Source organism: Sphingopyxis sp. J-6, assembly GCF_046603995.1.
Taxonomy (GTDB): Bacteria; Pseudomonadota; Alphaproteobacteria; order Sphingomonadales; family Sphingomonadaceae; genus Sphingopyxis.
On record NZ_CP145810.1, the window covers coordinates 4,204,741 to 4,224,675 of the forward strand.

Consider the following 19,935-nt stretch of genomic DNA (forward strand, 5'->3'; position numbering starts at 1 on the left):
ATCTGCAAGTGCCTTGAAGCAGGATTTAACAATCCCCCATGGGGCGCTCGACGGGATCGAAGCTTTCCTGCGTGTCGCGGAAAGGCGGAGCTTTTCCGCCGCAGCCGCCGATCTCGGCGTTTCCCCTTCGGCGATCAGCCAGACGATCAAGGCGCTGGAGGCGCGCGTCGGCGCACCATTGTTCATGCGCACGACGCGCAGCGTCGGCCTGACGCAGGCGGGCGAAATGTTCCTCGAACGCGCCGCCCCCGCCTATTCGGGCCTAGCCGACGCCTATGAAGCGGCGCGCAATCTCGGTAATCGCCCCGCCGGCCGGCTGCGCATCAACCTGATGCGCGGTGCGGTCCAGCCCTTGTTCGAGCCGATCATCGCGGGCTTTTGCGAATCCTACCCCGAGATCGAGCTCGAAATCTATGCCGAGGACGCGCTCGCCGATCTTAGCGCGGGCGGTTTCGACGCCGGGGTGCGCATGGGCGAATCGCTCGACGCCGACGTGATCGCGGTCCGCCTGACCGGGCCGTTCCGTTTCGTCGCCGTCGCAACCCCGGGCTATCTCGACAGGCACGGCCGCCCGGAGAGCCCCGACGAACTGCGCAACCACCGCTGCGTGCGCATGCGCATGGGGAGCGGCGCGTTGATGCCATGGACGTTCGAGAAGGGGAATCGCGAGATCGAGGTCGGGGTGACCGGGCCGGTGATCGTCAACGACTTCACCGCGATGATGGTCGCGGTGCGCGCCGGGGTCGCGATGGGGATGACTGCCGAGCCGGTGGTCAAGGCGATGATCGCCGCGGGCGAACTCGAACTCGTGCTCGGCGACCACGCCTGCTCGACCTCGGGCCTGTTCCTCTATTATCCCAGCCGCAAACAGGTGATGCCCAAATTGCGGGCGTTCATCGATTATGTGCGCGATTACCTGCCCGATGACGTTACGGGATAGCGCGGCAGGCCGCCTCGTTCCGACGTGGAAACAAATCCCTTTGCCGCCCGCAGAAAAATTGCGCTGGCGAATCCTCCAAAAAGGCGGCAGCGAGTTGTCAACTAAACGGGTTGGGATGACATCATGCTAGATTTTGCGGCCATCGACGTTTCCGCGCTGCTGCCCTTCATCCTTATCGGCTTTGCCGCCCAGCTCGTCGACGGCGCGCTCGGCATGGCCTTCGGCGTCATCTGCAACACGTTGCTCGTCGCGGTACTCGGCGTACCCCCGGCGGTCGCTTCGGCGCGCATCCATGTCGTCGAGGTGTTTACGACCGGCGTGTCGGGGATCAGCCATCTGCTCCATCGCAACATCGAATGGTCGCTGTTCTGGAAACTGCTCATTCCCGGGGTCATCGGCGGGGTGCTCGGCGCTTATGTCCTCACCTCGTTGCACGCCGATATCGTCAAGCCCTTCGTGCTCGCCTATCTGGTCGCGATCGGCATCTGGCTGCTCGTCCGCGGCCTGCTCTATCCGCCCAAGATCCAGAAGCCGACCGTCATCGCCCCGCTCGGCCTCGTCGGCGGCTTCCTCGACGCTGCCGGCGGCGGCGGCTGGGGACCGGTCGTCACCTCGAACCTGCTCGTCCAGGGCGCCGAACCGCGCAAGGTCGTCGGCACGGTCAACAGCGTCGAATTCTTCCTGACCCTCGCGGTCTCGGCGACCTTCATCTGGAACCTCGGTATCGCCGACATCGCCGGCGCGACGCTCGGCCTGTTGATCGGCGGCGTCCTCGCTGCACCGCTCGGCGCCTTCATGGCGAAGCGCTTCTCGGTCAAGCTGATGCTCACCCTCGTCGGCGTCGTGCTGACCGCGACCAGCGCCTTCGGCCTCTATCGCGCGCTGATGTGATGCGGGGTAACGGCGGCTGCCTTAACGGCCGCCCCCTGTCGCTTCCGGCGGCCCGCGCGCACTGGTCCCGCCGTCCGGCACTGCTTCACCCTGTGCCGTAGCCTCGCGCCGCACCGGCTTCAGCGTCAGCGTTCCCAGCCGCACCCGCGGGCCAGCCTTGCCCGGTACCGCGCTCAATGCAAAGCCGGGATCGAGCCGCAACGCCGCCGCCGATGCTTTCGCCAGCCGGACCGTATAGCGCCCGTAAGCGACGCTTTCGAAAAGAAAATATCCGTCGAACTCGGTGAGTGTCGTTGCGCGCACGCGCCCTTCGGCGTCGACAAGCTCCAGGCCCAGCCCCTCGATCGCATTGCCGCCGTCGCGCATCGCGACACCCTCGATCTCGCCCGCCGCGGTCATCGGCAAAGCGACGCGCGTCGCAACGCCGGGGCGCGGCGTGACGACGACACCGGGCAGCGCCGGCTGGACATAGGGATCGGGCAGGCTCCCGGCATCGATGCCGATCATCACCGGGCGAAACGGTTCGAGCCCGTCAATCGCCGCACGCCCGTCCTTGCCGGTCGCCGCATCGACAAAGGCGGTACCCGCGGTCAGCGGTACGTCGGCCAAGGCGGCTTCGCCCGGCTGGCGGATGCCGTCGCCATTGTCGTCCATCCACACATCGGCGATCACCTGACCGCGACCGCCGAGTTTCTCGCTCGACATCCGCCAGCCGCCACCGCTCGCTCTCGGCCCGAAGCTGAAGGCAAGCGACAGCGACGCCGCGACCGAGCCGTCGCTGGCCACTTCGCCAAATCCGGTAAGCTGCAACGCCTTGAAACGGCGCGTATAGCCGATCCCGGCGCGCGCGCGCTCGAGGCCGCGATCATAGCCCAGTTCGGCGCGCCATTCGGCATCGCCCTTCTCCGCCCATTCGGCGATCATCGTCATCCGCGAATCGGCGTTGGCGCCCGACAGCGCAAAGCGCGCCTCGCCACGCAGGCGGACGCGCCCGATGCGGGCATTGGCGAGCAGGCTGGCAGTCAGATTGTCGGGCGGGTCGGGCCCGACCGGCACCTTGGTCCGCGTCCAGTCGAGCTGGCCGGTAAAGGTCAGCGCCCGAAAGCTCGCCGATGCACGTGCCGACGCTTCGAGGCTCGAAATCCCCGAACGCCGGTCGGTCTTCGCGAGGTCGAAATGCAGCGGCAGCACGGTGCGCCCCAGCTTCACCGACTGGTCGACCGATATCTGATACAGGCCATTGATATTGTTGATGAAACGATCCGACACGAAACCGCCCCAACCGCGCATCGCGTCGGCGCGAACATAGGTTTCGCCGAACCCCGCCAGCCAGCTTGCCCGGACGGCGCTGCCACCATCGTCGGCATAGCTGCCCGCGACCTCGAGCAAGGTCGGGCCGATCGACCGGCGCAGCGCGACCTCGCCATAGTTGCGGCGGATGTTTTCGATCATCAGGCTGTGGAAATAACCGGCGACCGAGGTGCGCGTGTCGAGACCGCGCTCGATCCCCAGCGTGCCGCGCCAGCCACGCTGCCAGGTCTGTCGCCGGTTCCCGAATTCGATCAGATCGGCATTTTCCTGCGCGACGCCGGCCCAATACCAAGTCTCGCGCGGCGGGATCGAATCCATGCCCACCTGCACCTGCCGGATTTCACGCCTGACCTGCCCCTGCGGACCGTAGAGTACGATCTCGAAGCGGTTCGCGCCATATTGCAGCGGCACGTCGAGAAATTCGTAGCGGCCGTCGCCATCGGGGCTGGTGAAGGCCAGCAATTGCCCGTTGCGGTATAGTTCGGCGTCCCAGCCTGCCGGCAGATCGCCGCGAAAGCTCGTCTTGTCGAAACTGTCGGGGCGCTCGACCGGGCGGTTGGTCAGCACCGCGCCGCGTCCCGGCGCCGACTGCGCGACCAGCCCCGTCGACAGCAGGCTGACATCGCCGACAGCATAATGGGTGGCTTTGAGTGGCCCGAGCAATTGCCCCGCCGGATCGGTGCGATAAAGCCGCATCCGCAGGCTGTCGGGCACCCCCTGATCATCCGACGACAGCCGCGCGTCGAAGCTCTGCCCCAGCACCTCGCCTGCCGCGAAAATCTCGTATCGCGCCTGGACATGGTTGCCGCCGCGTTTGTCCGCGACGACGCCGGCCGACGCGACGACATCGACCGAGGGCGTCGCCCACATCTGATACGGCCGCGTCGCCTGCGGCAGGCTGGCAAGGTCGAAGCTGGCTTGGGGACGGATCCCGGCCGCGCGCGCGCGGCGTTCGGCGGCAAGCTGGAAGGGCAGTTTTTCCTTCGCGTCGATACGCAGCACCGCGTTCGACAGGTCGGCCACGATCGGCACGCCAAGCCATTTGCCAAGGCTGTCCAGATCGACGCACCAGCCCGCGGGCGTGTCGCGGATCGTCGTGGGGGCGAGCCTCATGCTCGCGCTGCCGACCCGTACCTCGCCCGTTTCGCGATCGATCGTCAGGCTGCGCCGCTCGTCGAACACCCAGCCGGTTGCGCGGCGCAACTTCTTGTCGACGCGCACCGCGAGGTCGAGCGCGAGCACCATGTCGGCGAGGTCGACGCACACCCCCTGCGGCGTCTGGTAGCCGCGCACCCCGTCGCCGAGCCGGTACTGCCCCGAACGGAGGTCGAACAGCCAGCTATCGTCCTCGTTCGGCGCCCAATTGTCAGCCCCGACCGCAACCGGCGCCTTGTCAAAGGCATGCGCGCCGGAAGGGACGAGCCCGACCAGCGCCAGCCCGGCGGCGAGCGCCGGAAAATATCGGGACAGGGCGGCGCGGATCATTGCTGCGCCCGCAATTCGGCCTTGCCCGGCCTATTTCACCACCCTGTCGGCCTGGTCGATCGTCCCGCCGCCGATCTCGCGGTCTTCGCTATAGCGGATATGCACCGGGCCCTTGAGTTTCGCCGCAAGTTCGGGGGGCACGCGCAGCGACACCTTGCGCGCGCCGACCTCGGGATAGACCGCGATGCCGCGCGCAAGCAGCAGCGGCTCGGGCAGCCCCGGCCGCGTCACCTCGATATCGCCATAGACCGAGCGGCTACCCGTCCGCGTCAGATCGAAATTGAATGCCGGGCCGTCGCTGCCTTCGCTGACCCACGCATCGCCGATCACCGCCTCGGCGCCGAGGTCACCGACGCGGACGATCACCGGGATCGTGATGCCATAAATAGGCGTCAGCGCGATCGATACCCCCTCCCCCGCCGGCTTTGCCGCACCGGTCGCCGGCGCGGCATCGGGCACCGCGCGAAACAGCATATGCGCGCGATATTCACCCGGCGGCGTGCCTTCGGGAACGCGCACCCCGACGCGGATCACCTGCGGCTGGTTGGGCAGCAGCGAAACGCGCCGCGGGCTGAAGGCGATCATCGCCAGCGCCGCCTTTTCGGAGTCGGTCGCGTCCTCCTCGGCGATCTCGTCGAGCCCGCCCGCTGCGGTCATCCGCTTGATCTCGAGGCTGATGCGATAGGTCGCCGCTTCGGCGCCGATATTGTTGAGCACGACTTCGGTTCCGCGCGACCCGTCGAGGACGAGGCGCGTCGGCGCGACGAGAAGGTCACCCGAAGCCGTAGCAGGAACAGAAAGCACGGCGCTGCACGCAGCCGCGAAAGACAGGCCGAAGCCTTTCAGAAAGCGCATCATTCACGATCCCCACAATCGTTGTCCGGCGCAGTCCCCACCGCACCGTTGGTTCGCTTCCTGCCTGCCTCAACATGGTTGATATTTCGCTAACCACGCTCCGCGTCGCCGACGTGGAGCGCACGAAAAGGGCCGCCGGACCGATATCCGGCGACCCCCATCGCGCGGCGAAGCAAGCTTCGCCTCCCTCTATTGTCAAATATTACTGATAATTGGCCGTGACGTCGAACGTCCCCGAATAATCACCTGATGCCTGGTTGGCTCCGACGCTCAGCGTGCCGCCAACCTGAAAGCTTCCGCCGACGGTGCCAGGACCGTTCGTCAGCGTGACCGACGTCGCCGAATAGCTGAGCGCGGCGGTCATCGAGCCGCCAAGCGAACCGTTGAGAGTGACGCTCGTATCGCCGCCCACAAGCACGACGGCATTGTTCGTGCCCTGGATATTGAAATTGGCGGCAGTCGTCGTACCGGTGCAGGTCAGACCCGCGCCGCAGGTCGCCGCGCCGGCAGTGGACACCGCAACGGTCGAAGCGGTCGCGCCGCTGATGATCGTCGCAAACTGCAGGTCGCTGGTGTTGGTGAGCGTGATCTGGCGCAGGATCTTGGCCTTCGCCGTACCCGTGGCCGTCGCCGCCTGCGCCGCCGAAGCGTTCATGGCGAGAGCAGCAATCGCGGCACCCAGAAGGGCGCGCTTCATTCCAAAGTTGCGCATATGATTTGGTCCCTTGAACTCGAAAAACCCACAATCGAATGGAAATCCCACCCCATTCACGGGCCTCTCTAACGGCGACCGGTTCAGCTTTTGCCAGCAAGCATGGTTAACAGCATGATAAGGATTGGTGTACCTTTTCGATGATATTACAATAAATTCAGATAGTTGCTTTACAGATACGCGCGCCGGTTTGCCTGTTGCCAATCGCCCGACGGCCCGCACTGGCACAAATCGGAGCGCCGGCGGGCGTTCGCGCAAACGTCAGATCGATTCGCCCGAAAGCCGCTGGCAGATCATGTCGAGCTGGTCGAGCGAGGCGAATTTGAGCGTCAGCGCGCCCTTGCCTTCCCCGGCATATTGGATCGCAACGCCAATGCCGAGCAGCTCGGACAGATGGCGTTCGACCGCGACGATATCGGGGTCGCGCCCGCCGGCGCCGTCGATGCTCTTATATTCGAGCGGCGCTTTGCGGCCGCCGCCCTTCTCCGCCCGCACCAGCGCCTCGACCGCGCGCACCGACAGGCCATCCTTGACGACTTTGCGTGCAATCTCCTCGGCGCCCGCCGCGCCGATCAGCGCGCGTGCATGCCCCATCGCCAGCGACCCGTCACCGACAAGATCCTGCACGCCCTGCGGCAGATCGAGCAGGCGCATCAGGTTGGCGACATGGCTGCGCGACTTTCCGACGAGCTTGGCCAGTGCTTCCTGGCTGTGCCCGAAATCCTCGATCAGGCGGCGATAGGCGGCCGCCTCTTCGATCGCATTGAGGTCCTGCCGCTGGATATTCTCGACCAGCGCAATCTCATAGGTCGCGGCATCGTCGAGATCGCGCACGAGCGCGGGAATTTGGTGCAGCCCGGCGCGCTGCGCCGCGCGCCAGCGCCGTTCGCCGGCGACGAGCTGATATCCCTGTCCATCGGGCGCCGCGCGCACGATGATCGGTTGCAGCAGTCCCCGCGCGCCGATCGAAGCGGCGAGTTCGGCGATCGCCGTTTCGTCGAAATGGCGCCGCGGCTGGCCGGGCAGCGGGCGAATCGATCCGACCGCGATATGCTGAACGGCGTCGCCAGCAGCGGGTGCCGGCTTGGCGGCACCCGGGCTCGCCAGCACCGGCGCCTCGACCGCAGCATCGCCGAACAAGGCGTTCAGCCCGCGCCCCAGTCCCGACGGCCGCTTGCGCACCGGTGCGGCACCCTTTTCAATTTCGTCATTATTATCAGTCATTTATGCCGCCTTGCGGATATTCGGCAGGCGGTCGATCAGCTCGCGGGCCAGCGCAATATAGGCGGCCGAGCCGGTGCAGCGATGATCGTAGATCAGGGCGGGAAGCCCGTGGCTCGGCGCCTCCGAAAGTCGGACGTTGCGCGGAATCACCGTTTCGAACACCACCGGGCCCAGGCATTCGCGTACATCGTCCGACACCTGATCGGTCAGCCGGTTGCGGCGATCGAACATCGTCAGCGCGACGCCGAGGATCGACAATTGCGGATTGAAGCGCCCATGGACACGCTCGACCGTGGTCAGCAACTGGCTCAATCCCTCGAGCGCGAAAAATTCGCATTGCAACGGCACGATCAGCGATTCGGCGGCGATCAGCGCATTGAGCGTCAGCATGCCGAGCGACGGCGGGCAATCGATCAGGCAAATGTCCCATTGCCCCGCCTCGGCGCTCGACAATGCCTGCTGCAGCCGGTGCAGGCGGTCGCCATATTCGATCAGCTCGATCTCGGCGCCCGACAAATCGACCGTCGCCGGGACGATATAGAGCCGCGGCACCGCAGTCGGAATCGCGCATTCGGCGAGCGTCGCGTCACCGCGCAGCAGTTCGTAACTCGAACAATCGCGCTGCGACTGCTTGATCCCGAGCCCGGTCGACGCATTGCCCTGCGGATCGAGGTCGATGATCAGCGTCCGCCAACCGGTTGCCGCCAGCGCGGTGGCGAGATTGATCGCGGTTGTCGTCTTGCCGACCCCGCCCTTCTGGTTCGCCACGGCAATGCGGATCATCGCTTTCCTCGCTGGTTTGCCGCGACATTTCCTTGCCCGACCAAAATCCGGCTTTCGGCGTCCGTGCGGCTTTGTTCCACGTGAAACAGACTCTGCCATGCTTGGGGCAACAACGCCAGTTCCTTAACCGCATTTCGCCCTTTTGGCAGCAACCAGCGCGTCGATTCGGTGGAAAAACGGGCGGACAAGTCGATCAGCCGGTCGAGCGGCGCGAACGCCCGCGCGCTTATCGTCGCTGCGGATCGCGTTTCGACCCGCTCTAGCGGCGCTTCGATAACCTCGACATGCCGGAGGTCAAGATCCACCGCAGCCGCACGCAGAAAATCGCACCGGCGCTTGCGCGATTCGACCAGCATCATCGGCCGCTCGCTCAGAATCGCGACCACCAGCCCCGGCAGCCCCGGCCCGCTACCGAGATCGATCCAGAGCCCCCCGCCTTCACGCTCATCGAGAGCGAGCAACTGCGCGCTGTCGGCAATATGGCGCACCCACAGCGTCGGTACCGTCGATGCAGCGATCAGATTCTGCAGGGCATTTTCGGCCACGAGCAAGTCTGCAAAGCGATCGAGCTGCGCCCATTGCGTCTCCGTCGGTGCGAAACACGCGTCGATCCAGGCGCGCGCGGCGTCTTCATTTTCCAGAAGCACCGTAGTTCCGGCGTCGCTCACGCGGCGCGCCGCCGGCTATGCACCATGATTGCGGTCAATGCCGCCGGGGTGACACCGTCGATACGCGACGCCTGGCCCAATGTTTCGGGGCGCGCCTTCGACAGACGCTCGACCATCTCGCGCGACAATCCGCCGATCGCGCCATAATCGATCGACGCGTCGAGCGTGATCGCTTCGTTCGCGGCGAGCGCGCGCAGCTCGGCATCCTGCCGCGCGATATAGGGGGCGTAATGCGCGTCCTCGGCGACCTCCGAAAGAATCGCCTCGCCGATCGACGCCAGTCCCGGCGCAAGCTGCGCGAGCGTCGCCATCGTCACCCCCGGGTAACGCAGCAGGTCGATCCGCTTGCGCGCGATTCCGTCACCGGGCAGTGCCAGCCCGATCGCGGCATAATCGGCCGTCGCGACGGGCGCGTCGAGCAGCGCTTCCGCGTCCGCGCGTGCCGCCGTGTGCGCCGCGAACAGCGCGGCGGTCGCGGGCCGTACCAATCCCAGTTCGATACCCTTCGGCGTCAATCGTGTCGCGGCGTTGTCGGCACGCAGCCGCAAGCGATATTCGGCACGCGCTGTCAGCATGCGATAGGGTTCGCTTACCCCCTGGAGGACCAGGTCATCGACCATCACGCCGATATAGGATTCGGAGCGGTCGAGAATCATCGGCGCGCGGCCCTGCACCGCAAGCGCGGCATTCGCGCCGGCGATCAGGCCCTGCGCCGCCGCTTCTTCATATCCGGTCGTGCCGTTGATCTGCCCCGCGCACCAGAGCCCCGGTACGGCACGCACCTGCAAGGTCCGGTCGAGCGCACGCGGGTCGATATGATCATATTCGACCGCATAGCCCGGCACGACCATCTCGACCGTTTCGAGCCCCTCCATCGTCCGCAGCATCGCAAGCTGGACGTCGGCGGGAAGCGAGGTCGAAATGCCGTTCGGATAGACCAGATGCGTGTCGAGCCCCTCGGGTTCGAGAAACACCTGATGACCGTCGCGATCGGCAAAGCGATGGATCTTGTCCTCGATCGATGGGCAGTAGCGCGGACCCGCTGCGCCGATCGCGCCGGTAAAAAGCGGCGAGCGGTCGAGATTGTCGGCAATGATGCGATGCGATTCGACATTCGTCCGGGTGATCGCACAGAAGATTTGCGGCACCGTCCGCTCGCTGTTCCACGTGGAACAGGTCCAGCCTGCCCCCTCGGCGCTGTCCGAAGGCTGTTCGGCGAGCCGCGCCCAGTCGATCGTCCGCGCGTCGAGCCGCGGCGGCGTCCCCGTCTTGAGCCGCGCCATCGGAAGATTTGCGCTGCGCAACTGTTCGGCGAGCCGATGGGCGCCGGCCTCGCCGATGCGGCCGCCTTCCATCCGCTCCTCGCCGCGGAACAGCCGCCCGCCAAGGAAGGTGCCGGTCGCGAGCACGACCGCCGGCGCGGCAAGCGCGGTCCCGTCGCCAAGGTCGAGACCTTCGACCCGCGCGCGGTCGGCCGAAAGGCGAAGCGCCGCCGCCTCGCCCGCAACTACGGTTATCCCATCCTCGGCAGCGAGCAGCCCTTGGATCGCCTCGCGATAAAGTTTACGGTCGGCCTGAATGCGCGGCCCCTGCACCGCCGCGCCCTTCGACGCGTTGAGCATCCGGTAATGGATCGCGGCGCTGTCGGCGGCACGCGCCATCCAGCCGTCGAGCGCATCGACCTCGCGCATCAGATGGCCCTTGCCGAGCCCGCCGATCGCCGGGTTGCACGACATGGTCCCGATCAGGGCGGGGTCGAAACTGACCAGCGCGACGCGCGCGCCAAGCCGCGCCGCGGCGGCGGCGGCCTCGGTTCCGGCGTGCCCACCGCCGACGACGATGACATCGAAAGTTGCGCGATCCTGCATGATTGCGGCGCCCTTACCGCAAAGCGCGACGCAAATCCACCGCGCTGCGACCGATGCGATGTTTCACGTGGAACATCATTTTCCGATGCAGAAACGGCCGAACAGCGCGTCGAGCATATCCTCGACGCCGGCCCGCCCGGTGATGCGGTCGAGCGCCGCGCCGGCGAGCCGCAGCCGTTCGGCGAGCAGGATCAGATCGCTCGCCTCGCGCGACCCCCGCACGATCGTCAGCCAGTCCCTTGCTTCGGCAAGCGCGACGCGCTGGCGCTCGCGCAGCGCGGCTTCGCCTTCGCGCGGCAGCAATGTGCGAGCGATATCGACGATCCGCCGGTGCAGGACGTCCATCCCCGCCCCCGTCGCCGCCGACAGCGCCAGGTCGCAGCGCGCCGCGGCGGCTTCGGCTTCGGCGTCACCCTGCCAGCGGTCGGCCTGCGCCGCGACGATCACCCGGCGCGGATGCGAAGGTGCCGCGTCGGGCGTGCCGAGCCACAGCAGGATATCCGCCCCTTCGACCGCCTGCTTCGCGCGATCGATCCCGATCGCCTCGATCGCATCGGCCCCTTCGGCGCGCAGCCCCGCCGTGTCCGAAAAGCGCATCGCGATGCCGTCGAGTGCCAGCGGGGTTTCGATCACGTCGCGCGTCGTTCCTTCGATGGGCGATACGATTGCCAGCTCGCGCTGCGCCAAAGCGTTGATCAGCGTCGATTTTCCCGCATTCGGCGGCCCCGCAATGACCACCGACAACCCCTCGGCAATCACCTCTGCCACCGGTCGCGCTAGCCACTGGCCAAGCTCCGCCGCCAACGCGCCCATCCCCGATATCAAACGCTCCGCGACAATGTCGCCAACTTCGACGTCATCCTCATCCGCGAAATTAAGTTCGGCCTCCGCCGGCGCCATCAATCCCAGCAATCGCTCCTGCCATTCGGCCACCGCGCGCGAAACATGACCGTTGACCATGGCGAGCGCCTGGATGCGCTGGCTTTCGGTCTCGGCCGCCAGCAGGTCGGCGAGCCCCTCGGCTTCGGCGAGGTCCATCCGGCCATTCAAGAAGGCCCGGCGGGTGAATTCGCCGGCTGCGGCGCGGCGCATACCGGGCATCGCCGCCAGCGCCGCTTCGACCGCCGCGACGACCGCGCGGCCGCCGTGGAGATGAAGTTCGGCCAGATCCTCGCCGGTCGCGGTCGCCGGGCCCGGAAACCACAGTAGCAGCGCGCGATCGAGCGCATGGCCATCGCCATCGCGAAGATCGGCCAGCACCGCACGCCGTGGTGCCGGCAGCCGCCCGGCGAGCCGCTTCAGTGCTGGCCCCGCACAAGTCCCGCTGATGCGTACGACCGCAATCGCCGCCGGCGGCACCCCGCTCGACAGCGCAAATATCGTATTTTTTTCAATGTCTTCGATCAGCTCTTGCGGCTCCGCGCCGGCTTGTCGGCGTCATCATCCTTGTCGGCGGACTTCCCGGCGCCGCCCATCAGCCCGCCACCGAACTGCCCGAGCAGCGACTGGACGAGCCCGAGACCGCTTTCGCCCATCGGGACCCAGCTCTTGACCATCGTCTGGACCATGTCCGGAGTGATCCCCTTCGCCATCAACTCCTTGACCCGGCTCAGATAAATATCGTGCAGCGGCTCGAGGTCGGGAAGGCCGACCAGCCGCCGCGCCTCTTCGGGGGTGCAATCGATCTCGATATTGAACTTCATCGCCTGTCTCCGCCCCGAAATGCCGGTTAGCCGCTTGAGCCATGCTCCGCGCGCCGCTAGCTTCGCGCTTTCACCGCCAAGAAGCAAGAGTCAGGAGAGCTCCCCATGTCAGACACGCCCGCGACGAACACCACCATCCCCGCGCTCGACGGTGAAGGCGATATTCCAGCCTATGTCGCGCGTCCCGATGCGGACAGCTCGCGTGCGATCATCGTCATTCCCGAGATTTTCGGCGTCAACGCCGGCATTCGCAAGAAATGCGACGACTGGGCGGCCGAAGGCTATCTGGCGATCGCGCCCGACATCTTCTGGCGCTTCGCCCCCGGGGTCGAGCTCAATCCCGATATCGAGGCCCAATTGCAGGAAGCCTTCGGCTATTTCGGCCAATATGATGCCGACGACGGCGTGAAGGATATCGAAGCGGCGATCCGCTGGCTTGACGGTCAGGGCGCGACGAAGGTCGGCTGCGTCGGTTTCTGCCTCGGCGGGCGGCTTGCCTATATGGCCGCGGCACGCACCGACGTGCAGGCCTCCGTCGGCTATTATGGCGTGATGATCGACCAGATGCTGAACGAGAGCCACGCGATCGCGCATCCGCTGATGCTCCACATCCCGACCGAAGACCATCTGGTCGATCACGACGCGCAGAAGCGGATTCACGCCGGGCTCGATCCGCATCCGAAGGTGACGATCCACGATTATCAGGGTCTCGACCACGGTTTTGCCGCGACGATGGGCAATCGTCGCAACGAAGCGGGAGCACAGCTCGCCGACGGTCGCACCCGCGCCTTTTTCGCCGAGAATCTCGCATGAGCGCGCATGCGGGTCTCGCCGCCTGGCATGACTATATGGCGGGCGGCGGCGACCCGCAGGCGCTCAAAGATCTGCTCGCCGAAGATGCGGTGTTCCACTCGCCCGTGGTCCACAGGCCGCAGGCCGGGCGCGACAAGGTGTTCGCTTATCTGCACGCGGCGAGCCATGTGCTCGGCGGCGAGAATTTCCGCTATCTCCGCGAAATCGTCGATGGCAATCAGGCGATGCTCGAATTCGCCAGCGAGCTCGACGGTATCCAGATCAACGGCGTCGATATCATCCTTTGGAACGACGAAGGAAAAATAAGCGATTTCAAGGTAATGGTTCGTCCGCTCAAGGCGATCAACAAGGTGTGGGAAAAGATGGCGGCGATGCTTGCGGCGCAGGCCGGCTAAAGCGATCCTGTGCTGCGCTGGGCCGCCTTTCCCGTCCTGATCGCGGCAGCGGCGTTCGCGGGCTGGTGGGGTCCGGCGCGCTGGACGCTGCTGCTGTGGATCCCGTTGCTGCTCGTCGCATTCTACGATGCGGTGCAGCGCCGGCATTCGCTGCGCCGCAACTTCCCCTTGATTGCGCGCATCCGCTGGCTGTTCGAGGCGCTCCGGCCGTTCCTCTACGCCTATGTCGTCGAAAGCCCGCTCGAGGGACGCCCGTTCGCGCGCAGCGAACGCGACCTCATTTATGCGCGCGCCAAAGGCGATCTCGATGCGCATCCCTTCGGCACCGAACTCGACGTCTATTCGGACGAATATGAGTGGATGAGCCACAGCATCGCCCCGGCGATGGAAAGCGACCGCACGCAGCGCGTGGCGGTTGGCGGATCGCAATGCACCCAGCCCTATGCGGCCGCCCTGCTCAACATTTCGGCGATGAGTTTCGGCTCGCTGGGTGCGAAAGCGATCGAGGCGCTCAACCTCGGCGCAAAACTCGGCGATTTCTATCACGATACGGGCGAAGGGGGGCTCAGCCCCTATCATCGCCTGCACGGCGGCGACATCGTCTGGGAGCTGGGGAGCGGCTATTTCGGCTGCCGCGACGATGCCGGGCACTTCGACCCGGTACGTTTCCAGGACGTCGCGCAGAGCGATCAGGTCCGGATGATCGAGATCAAGCTGAGCCAGGGCGCCAAGCCCGGCCACGGCGGCGTGCTGCCCGGACCCAAGGTCAGCGCCGAGATCGCCGCGACGCGCGGCGTCATCGAAGGCCATGACTGCATCTCGCCCGCCGCGCATTCGGCCTTTGCAACGCCGGTCGAACTGGTCGAATGGGCCGCGCGGCTGCGCGAACTGTCGGGCGGCAAACCTGTCGGCATCAAATTGTGCGTCGGCCAGCCGCACGAAATTTATGCCGTCATGAAGGCGATGATCGAAACCGGCATCCGGCTCGATTATATCGTCGTCGACGGGGCCGAAGGCGGGACGGGCGCGGCACCGGTCGAATTTTCCAACAGCCTCGGCATGCCCTTGCGCGAGGGGCTGATCTTCGTGCGCAACGCACTCGTCGGCTGCGGGCTCAAGGAAGAGGTGCGGCTCGCCGCGTCGGGCAAGGTCCATTCGGGTGCGGGCCTCGCGGTCAATTGCGCGCTCGGCGCCGACTGGTCGAACGCGGCGCGCGCCTTCATGTTCTCGCTCGGCTGCGTCCAGTCGCTGAAATGCCATACCGACGAATGCCCGACCGGGGTCGCAACGCAGGATCCGGGCCGCCAACGCGGGCTGGTGGTCGAGGACAAGGCGGCGCGCGTCCGCCGCTTCCAGGCCGCGACGGTGTCGGCGCTGTGGGATATTACCGCAGCGATGGGGCTCGACACGCCCTGGCAGATCCAGCCGCATCACCTCAGCGAACGGCTCAACTCGGCGCGATCGGATTCGATCGACCGCATCTATAATTTCTATCCGCGGGGTGTGCTGCTCGACGATCCCGATTCGGTGCGCAGCGCACGCTACTGGAAGATGGCGCGCGCCGGCAGCTTCCGGGCGGCGCTCTAGATCAGGCTGAGTTCGGCGAGCTCGCGGTAGAGTTCGGGGGGCAGGTCGGAAAGTCCATCGCCCGCATCGACCCCTTTTGGCGCATCGCTGTCGGCGAGATAGCGCCAGCCCTGATGCGCCCGTTTCGGCTGCGGATGGATCCGTTCGAGCTCGGCGACGCAGATGATATCGACCCGTCCATCGCTGCGGTCCTCGAAACGCAAGATCGCGACGCGCGCAACCAGCGTATGTTTGACGATGAAATGCAGCTTGCCGCCGATCAGCTCGTCGGCGCGCTTGGGTTTGAAGCGCGTCGTGAAACGGATCTCGCCATCTTGCGCATAATTGGCGATCCGCGCTTGCAACGCAGGATAATCGGCACAGCCGACAGAAACGCGGGTCATGTGAAGCCGGGACACGATTGTCACATGGGTAGCCGGCAAGAAAAAAACCAGCCCCTCGCGGAGCCGGCTCTTTCATTTCAGGCTGAAGACGATCAACCGAACAGCGTTCCGATCCCGACGCCGGGATCGACCCAGCCTTCGTAGATCATCTTGACCGCGACATAGACGATCACGGCAAGGCCGATGTAGGCGATCCAGCGGTAGCGCTCGATATATTTGGCGATGATGTTCGCCGCGACGCCCATCAGGGCGACGGCGACGATCAGGCCGACGATCATGATGCCGGGATGGTCGCGTGCCGCGCCAGCGACCGCGAGCACATTGTCGAGGCTCATGCTGACATCGGCGACGGCGACCGCCCAGGCGGCGGCAGCAAAGCTCTTGGCCGGCTTCAGGCCCGAATGTTCGTCGCCTTCGACCTCGGGCGAACCCGCCGAGTGGGCGCCCTCGCGCAGTTCGCGCCACATCTTCCACGCCACCCAGACGAGCAGCAGGCCGCCGACGAAGATCAACCCGACGATACCCATCAGCTGCTGGACGACCAGCGCGAACGCCACCCGCAGCACCAGCGCTGCGAGTACACCGATGACGATGACCTTGCGCCGCTGGTCGGCGGGCAGGCCCGCGGCAAGCGCACCGACAACGATCGCATTGTCGCCCGCCAGCACGATATCGATCATCAGCACCTGCAGAAAAGCCGACATCGCCGCCGGTGATCCGATATTGCTGAAATCATTGACGATATGCTGCCAGATTTCGGCAGGCGAACCGAAGCTCGGCGCGGCGGAAGCCGCTTGCGTCAAAAATTCCAATATCACAGCGGATCTCCGAAATAGCCGATCTCTGGCATAGGGTCATAAAAGTGATGCAGCAATGCCCGCCACTGCCGGTAGCGATCCGATTGCCGGAAGCCGTCACGATGATCTTCGACCGACCGCCACTTCACCAGAAGCAGATAAGCCTGCCCCGTTGCTGTCGGACGGCGAATTTCGAGTGAAATAAAGCCCGGCGACGCTTCGATCAGCGGCCGAGCATCGGCCATAGCCGCCTCGAACCCGGCTTCGCATCCGACACGCACCGGAAGCAAGGCATGTTCGAGGACGGCCATATTGGCCTATTGATTCATGCTGTCGAAGAAATCCTCGTTGGTCTTCGAATCCTTGATCTTGTCGAGCAGGAATTCCATCGCATCGACGGTGCCCATCTGCATGAGGATGCGGCGCAGCACCCACATCTTGCTGAGCTTGTCCTTCTCGACGAGCAGCTCTTCCTTGCGGGTGCCCGACTTGCCGACGTCGAGCGACGGGAAGATGCGCTTGTCGGCGACCTTGCGGTCGAGCACGATTTCCGAGTTACCCGTGCCCTTGAATTCTTCGAAGATGACCTCGTCCATGCGGCTGCCGGTGTCGATCAGCGCGGTAGCGATGATCGAGAGCGAGCCGCCCTCCTCGATGTTGCGTGCAGCGCCAAAGAAGCGCTTCGGGCGCTGGAGCGCGTTCGCATCGACACCGCCGGTCAGCACCTTGCCCGAGCTCGGGACAACAGTGTTGTAGGCGCGGCCGAGGCGCGTGATCGAGTCGAGCAGGATGACGACATCCTTCTTGTGCTCGACGAGGCGCTTGGCCTTTTCGATCACCATTTCGGCGACCTGGACGTGGCGCGTCGCGGGCTCGTCGAAGGTCGAGGAAACGACCTCGCCATTCACGCTGCGCTGCATGTCGGTGACTTCCTCGGGACGTTCGTCGACGAGGAGGACGATGAGATAGACTTCGGGATGATTGTCGGTGATCGCCTTGGCGATATTCTGCAGCAACACCGTCTTACCGGTGCGCGGCGGCGCAACGATCAGCGCGCGCTGGCCCTTGCCCTGCGGGCTGACGAGGTCGATGACGCGCGCCGACTTGTCCTTCACCGTCGGGTCGACGGTGTCGAGCGACAGCTTCTGGTTCGGATAGAGCGGCGTGAGGTTGTCGAAATTGACGCGGTGGCGGACCGCTTCGGGGTCGTCGAAATTGACCTTGATCAGCTTGGTCAGCGCGAAATAGCGTTCGCCGTCGCGCGGGGCGCGGATCTCGCCTTCGACCGTGTCGCCGGTGCGCAGGCCATATTTGCGGACCTGGTTCGGCGAGACATAAATGTCGTCGGGACCCGCGAGATAATTGGCGTCCGACGAGCGCAGGAAACCGAACGAGTCCGGGAGAACCTCGATCGTGCCCGATCCGATGATTTCCTCGCCCTCTTCGGCGAGTTCTTTCAGGATCGAGAACATCAGGTCCTGCTTGCGCAGCGTCGATGCGCCTTCGACGCCCAGTTCTTCCGCCATTTCGACGAGCTGTGCGGGCGCTTTGGTTTTGAGTTCTTTAAGATGCATTGGATGGATTCCGGGTAGAAAATCAGGGAGAAAATAAGACTATTCTTGTGCACCGCTGGGGTGCCTATCCGGCCGTGGGACGGCCGTTTGCGATAGCTTCGGCGCCGCAAAGCGCCGCCCGCGTGGAACGGGGTTGATCGGCCCCTATAACCGGGCCGGGTTCAAGTCAATCGGGCCGCGCCGGAAGGAGCAGCGATCAGGGGCGCACGACGACGAGGATGACGATGATCGCCGCGGCAACGCCGGGCACTTCGTTGAGCATCCTCAACTGCTTCTCGGTCAGCGGCCGCTCGCCCTTTTTCAATTTCTTGAAATAGCCGATCATCCAGCCGTGATAGCCCGACAAGGCGATCACGAGCAGCAATTTGGCGATGAACCAGCCCTCGCGCCAGTAATTGCCGTTGAAGGCGAGCAGCAGGCCGAGGATCCAGACGATCACCAGCGACGGGCCGAGGATGATCCGCCGCAGCCGGTCCTCGCGCTCGATCCACTTCTTGTCCTCGTCCGACCCGACCGGTGCCTGATGATGATAGACGAAGAAACGCGGCATCATGAACAGGCCGGCCATCAGGAAGATCACGAAAATGATATGCGCGGCTTTGATCCAAAGCATCGTCGCCCCCAGAAAGCCTGCCAGTTCCATAGATTATCCGCCGCGAACGCGTTTGATCAGATGCTCGACATGCGCGATCGGCGTGTCGGGCACGATACCATGGCCGAGATTGAAGATATGGGGACGATCGGGGAAGGCCGCAAGGATGCGGTCGATCGCGCTATCGAGCGCCGCGCCGCCGGCGACGAGCGCCAGCGGGTCGAGATTGCCCTGCACCGGCAGATGTGACGGCAGGGCGGCATCGGCCCAGGCCGGATCGACGGTTTCGTCGAGGCCCACCGCATCGACCCCGGTCTCGCGCGCATAGGCGGCGAGTTTCCCGCCGGCGCCCTTCGGAAAACCGATCACCGGCGTATCGGGATGCAGCGCCTTGAGGCGGCGGACGATCTCGGCATTGGGTGCGATCACCCATCGCTCATATTGCGCCGGCGACAGGCTGCCCGCCCAGCTGTCGAACAATTGCACCGCATCGACGCCATTCTCTATCTGTCCCGAAAGATAGGTGATCGACAAATCGACGATCGCATCGATGATCGCCTGAAACGCTTCGGGATCGCCGAACGCCATGCGGCGCGCCGCGGCCTGATCCTTCGACCCCTGCCCCGCCACCATATAGGTCGCGACCGTCCACGGGCTTCCTGCGAAGCCCAGGAAGGTCGTCTCGGGCGGCAAAGCCGCGGCGACGCGCGCGACGGTCGCATAGACGGGATCGAGCCGCTGGTGGGCGGCGTCGAGTGCCGTCAAGGCGCTATCGACGAGCGGCGGCGCGAGCCGCGGCCCCTCGCCGGCCTCGAACCACAAATTCTGGCCAAGCGCGTGCGGGATGACGAGAATGTCCGAAAAGAGGATCGAGCCGTCGAAGCCGAAACGCCGGATCGGCTGCAGCGTCACTTCGGCGGCCGCTTCGGGATCGTAACAGAGTTCGAGGAAACCGCCCTTGGTCTCGCGAAGAGCACGATATTCGGGGAGATAGCGTCCGGCCTGACGCATCAGCCACAGGGGTGGGCGTTCCTGCCGTGCCCCGCGCAGTGTTGCCAGCAAGCTCTTCGGTGACGCCTTCACGCGGCCCCTCTTTCTCTCTTCATATATATTTAAAGATAATTGTGGTGGTTTGTAGGTCGGCGGACATCGCGGCTTTAGGCGGGGGCGTCCCTTTTGCCAACAGCTTGACTCTGCCCTTCATGGGTAACGTTACGGAGTCGCCGACCGCTATCCTCCTAATTCACAGCCTGTGGATAAGAGTCGTGGCTTGTGGATAAGCGAAGGAGCGGAATCGACACGGCCGGGGATGAATCGCGGCTGCCCAATTCATCCCTGCGCTTATGCCGAAACT

20 protein-coding genes are annotated in these 19,935 nt (G+C 65.1%); 5 read left to right on the forward strand and 15 right to left on the reverse strand.

Going from position 1 to position 19,935, the window contains the following annotated elements:
* Positions 1-13: 13 nt before the first annotated feature.
* Together V6U71_RS19920 and V6U71_RS19925 are read left to right on the forward strand one after the other, a co-directional pair.
* The gene (locus V6U71_RS19920) at positions 14-940 is read left to right on the forward strand and encodes a LysR family transcriptional regulator (RefSeq protein ID WP_411340060.1); all 927 of its coding nucleotides are present in this window, start codon (positions 14-16) and stop codon (positions 938-940) included.
* Positions 941-1,063: 123 nt separating this feature from the next.
* The gene (locus tag V6U71_RS19925; protein ID WP_054589653.1) at positions 1,064-1,831 is read left to right on the forward strand and encodes a sulfite exporter TauE/SafE family protein; all 768 of its coding nucleotides are present in this window, start codon (positions 1,064-1,066) and stop codon (positions 1,829-1,831) included.
* Positions 1,832-1,852: 21 nt separating this feature from the next.
* On the opposite strand, the gene V6U71_RS19930 is transcribed toward V6U71_RS19925, so the two are convergent.
* The 9 genes from V6U71_RS19930 to V6U71_RS19970 all read right to left on the reverse strand — a co-directional run bounded on the left by V6U71_RS19930 (position 1,853) and on the right by V6U71_RS19970 (position 12,440).
* Positions 1,853-4,627, reverse strand: a complete 2,775-nt coding sequence (locus V6U71_RS19930) for an MSCRAMM family protein (RefSeq protein WP_411340062.1) — start codon at positions 4,625-4,627, stop codon at positions 1,853-1,855.
* Between the two features lie 30 nt (positions 4,628-4,657).
* Complete coding sequence (locus tag V6U71_RS19935) at positions 4,658-5,482, reverse strand: molecular chaperone (protein ID WP_411340063.1); 825 nt, start codon at positions 5,480-5,482, stop codon at positions 4,658-4,660.
* A gap of 202 nt (positions 5,483-5,684) precedes the next feature.
* A complete protein-coding gene (locus V6U71_RS19940; protein WP_411340064.1) occupies positions 5,685-6,179 on the reverse strand; it encodes a DUF4402 domain-containing protein in 495 nt (164 codons plus the stop codon).
* Between the two features lie 276 nt (positions 6,180-6,455).
* Positions 6,456-7,418: a ParB/RepB/Spo0J family partition protein gene (locus V6U71_RS19945; protein ID WP_411340065.1), complete on the reverse strand. Its 963-nt coding sequence runs from the start codon at positions 7,416-7,418 to the stop codon at positions 6,456-6,458.
* Positions 7,419-8,201, reverse strand: coding sequence for a ParA family protein (locus V6U71_RS19950; protein WP_054732082.1), 783 nt, complete (start codon positions 8,199-8,201; stop codon positions 7,419-7,421). It lies immediately after the preceding gene.
* A complete protein-coding gene (gene rsmG, locus V6U71_RS19955) occupies positions 8,198-8,869 on the reverse strand; it encodes a 16S rRNA (guanine(527)-N(7))-methyltransferase RsmG (protein ID WP_411340066.1) in 672 nt (223 codons plus the stop codon). The genes V6U71_RS19950 and rsmG overlap by 4 nt, the downstream gene beginning before the upstream one ends.
* The gene (gene mnmG, locus V6U71_RS19960) at positions 8,866-10,737 is read right to left on the reverse strand and encodes a tRNA uridine-5-carboxymethylaminomethyl(34) synthesis enzyme MnmG (protein ID WP_411340067.1); all 1,872 of its coding nucleotides are present in this window, start codon (positions 10,735-10,737) and stop codon (positions 8,866-8,868) included. The genes rsmG and mnmG overlap by 4 nt, the downstream gene beginning before the upstream one ends.
* A 75-nt stretch (positions 10,738-10,812) precedes the next feature.
* Positions 10,813-12,096, reverse strand: coding sequence for a tRNA uridine-5-carboxymethylaminomethyl(34) synthesis GTPase MnmE (gene mnmE, locus V6U71_RS19965; protein WP_411340068.1), 1,284 nt, complete (start codon positions 12,094-12,096; stop codon positions 10,813-10,815).
* Positions 12,097-12,140: 44 nt separating this feature from the next.
* Positions 12,141-12,440 (reverse strand): DUF6489 family protein, encoded by a 300-nt coding sequence (locus V6U71_RS19970; RefSeq protein ID WP_054589661.1) that lies wholly within the window; start codon positions 12,438-12,440, stop codon positions 12,141-12,143.
* A gap of 105 nt (positions 12,441-12,545) precedes the next feature.
* Here V6U71_RS19970 and V6U71_RS19975 point away from each other — a divergent pair, with 105 nt between their 5' ends.
* From V6U71_RS19975 to V6U71_RS19985, 3 genes are read left to right on the forward strand one after another with little or no spacing between them, the layout of a single operon-like run.
* On the forward strand, positions 12,546-13,253 hold the full coding sequence (locus V6U71_RS19975) for a dienelactone hydrolase family protein (RefSeq protein WP_411340069.1): 708 nt from the start codon (positions 12,546-12,548) through the stop codon (positions 13,251-13,253).
* Positions 13,250-13,648 carry a nuclear transport factor 2 family protein gene (locus tag V6U71_RS19980; RefSeq protein WP_411340070.1) on the forward strand — a complete coding sequence of 133 codons (399 nt, stop codon included), beginning with the start codon at positions 13,250-13,252 and terminating at the stop codon, positions 13,646-13,648. Before V6U71_RS19975 ends, V6U71_RS19980 begins: the two co-directional genes overlap by 4 nt.
* 9 nt (positions 13,649-13,657) lie before the next feature.
* Positions 13,658-15,235 (forward strand): FMN-binding glutamate synthase family protein, encoded by a 1,578-nt coding sequence (locus tag V6U71_RS19985; protein WP_411340071.1) that lies wholly within the window; start codon positions 13,658-13,660, stop codon positions 15,233-15,235.
* Here the strand turns inward: V6U71_RS19985 and V6U71_RS19990 are convergent.
* The 6 genes from V6U71_RS19990 to hemE all read right to left on the reverse strand — a co-directional run bounded on the left by V6U71_RS19990 (position 15,232) and on the right by hemE (position 19,664).
* Positions 15,232-15,618, reverse strand: a complete 387-nt coding sequence (locus tag V6U71_RS19990) for a DUF1489 family protein (RefSeq protein WP_411340072.1) — start codon at positions 15,616-15,618, stop codon at positions 15,232-15,234. The genes V6U71_RS19985 and V6U71_RS19990 overlap by 4 nt on opposite strands.
* Before the next feature lie 92 nt (positions 15,619-15,710).
* The gene (locus V6U71_RS19995; protein WP_411340073.1) at positions 15,711-16,436 is read right to left on the reverse strand and encodes a TerC family protein; all 726 of its coding nucleotides are present in this window, start codon (positions 16,434-16,436) and stop codon (positions 15,711-15,713) included.
* A complete protein-coding gene (locus V6U71_RS20000) occupies positions 16,433-16,726 on the reverse strand; it encodes an antibiotic biosynthesis monooxygenase family protein (protein WP_411340074.1) in 294 nt (97 codons plus the stop codon). The genes V6U71_RS19995 and V6U71_RS20000 overlap by 4 nt, the downstream gene beginning before the upstream one ends.
* 6 nt (positions 16,727-16,732) lie before the next feature.
* Positions 16,733-17,989 (reverse strand): transcription termination factor Rho, encoded by a 1,257-nt coding sequence (gene rho, locus V6U71_RS20005; RefSeq protein ID WP_037557490.1) that lies wholly within the window; start codon positions 17,987-17,989, stop codon positions 16,733-16,735.
* A gap of 196 nt (positions 17,990-18,185) precedes the next feature.
* The gene (locus V6U71_RS20010; RefSeq protein ID WP_411340075.1) at positions 18,186-18,602 is read right to left on the reverse strand and encodes a CopD family protein; all 417 of its coding nucleotides are present in this window, start codon (positions 18,600-18,602) and stop codon (positions 18,186-18,188) included.
* 33 nt (positions 18,603-18,635) lie between these two features.
* Positions 18,636-19,664 carry a uroporphyrinogen decarboxylase gene (gene hemE, locus V6U71_RS20015; protein WP_411340076.1) on the reverse strand — a complete coding sequence of 343 codons (1,029 nt, stop codon included), beginning with the start codon at positions 19,662-19,664 and terminating at the stop codon, positions 18,636-18,638.
* Positions 19,665-19,935: the final 271 nt, after the last annotated feature.

What these genes read in the sequence shown, in the direction of transcription:
- V6U71_RS19925 (WP_054589653.1), top strand. Translation starts at nt 1,064, where the DNA reads ATGCTAGATTTTGCGGCCATCGACGTTTCCGCGCTGCTGCCCTTCATC.
- V6U71_RS19975 (WP_411340069.1), top strand. Translation starts at nt 12,546, where the DNA reads ATGTCAGACACGCCCGCGACGAACACCACCATCCCCGCGCTCGACGGT.
- V6U71_RS20000 (WP_411340074.1), bottom strand. Translation starts at nt 16,726, where the DNA reads ATGGCCGTCCTCGAACATGCCTTGCTTCCGGTGCGTGTCGGATGCGAA.
- rho (WP_037557490.1), bottom strand. Translation starts at nt 17,989, where the DNA reads ATGCATCTTAAAGAACTCAAAACCAAAGCGCCCGCACAGCTCGTCGAA.
- V6U71_RS19930 (WP_411340062.1), bottom strand. Translation starts at nt 4,627, where the DNA reads ATGATCCGCGCCGCCCTGTCCCGATATTTTCCGGCGCTCGCCGCCGGG.
- V6U71_RS19950 (WP_054732082.1), bottom strand. Translation starts at nt 8,201, where the DNA reads ATGATCCGCATTGCCGTGGCGAACCAGAAGGGCGGGGTCGGCAAGACG.
- V6U71_RS19940 (WP_411340064.1), bottom strand. Translation starts at nt 6,179, where the DNA reads ATGAAGCGCGCCCTTCTGGGTGCCGCGATTGCTGCTCTCGCCATGAAC.
- V6U71_RS19970 (WP_054589661.1), bottom strand. Translation starts at nt 12,440, where the DNA reads ATGAAGTTCAATATCGAGATCGATTGCACCCCCGAAGAGGCGCGGCGG.
- V6U71_RS20010 (WP_411340075.1), bottom strand. Translation starts at nt 18,602, where the DNA reads ATGCTTTGGATCAAAGCCGCGCATATCATTTTCGTGATCTTCCTGATG.
- mnmG (WP_411340067.1), bottom strand. Translation starts at nt 10,737, where the DNA reads ATGCAGGATCGCGCAACTTTCGATGTCATCGTCGTCGGCGGTGGGCAC.
- V6U71_RS19935 (WP_411340063.1), bottom strand. Translation starts at nt 5,482, where the DNA reads ATGCGCTTTCTGAAAGGCTTCGGCCTGTCTTTCGCGGCTGCGTGCAGC.
- V6U71_RS19945 (WP_411340065.1), bottom strand. Translation starts at nt 7,418, where the DNA reads ATGACTGATAATAATGACGAAATTGAAAAGGGTGCCGCACCGGTGCGC.
- V6U71_RS19990 (WP_411340072.1), bottom strand. Translation starts at nt 15,618, where the DNA reads ATGACCCGCGTTTCTGTCGGCTGTGCCGATTATCCTGCGTTGCAAGCG.
- V6U71_RS19980 (WP_411340070.1), top strand. Translation starts at nt 13,250, where the DNA reads ATGAGCGCGCATGCGGGTCTCGCCGCCTGGCATGACTATATGGCGGGC.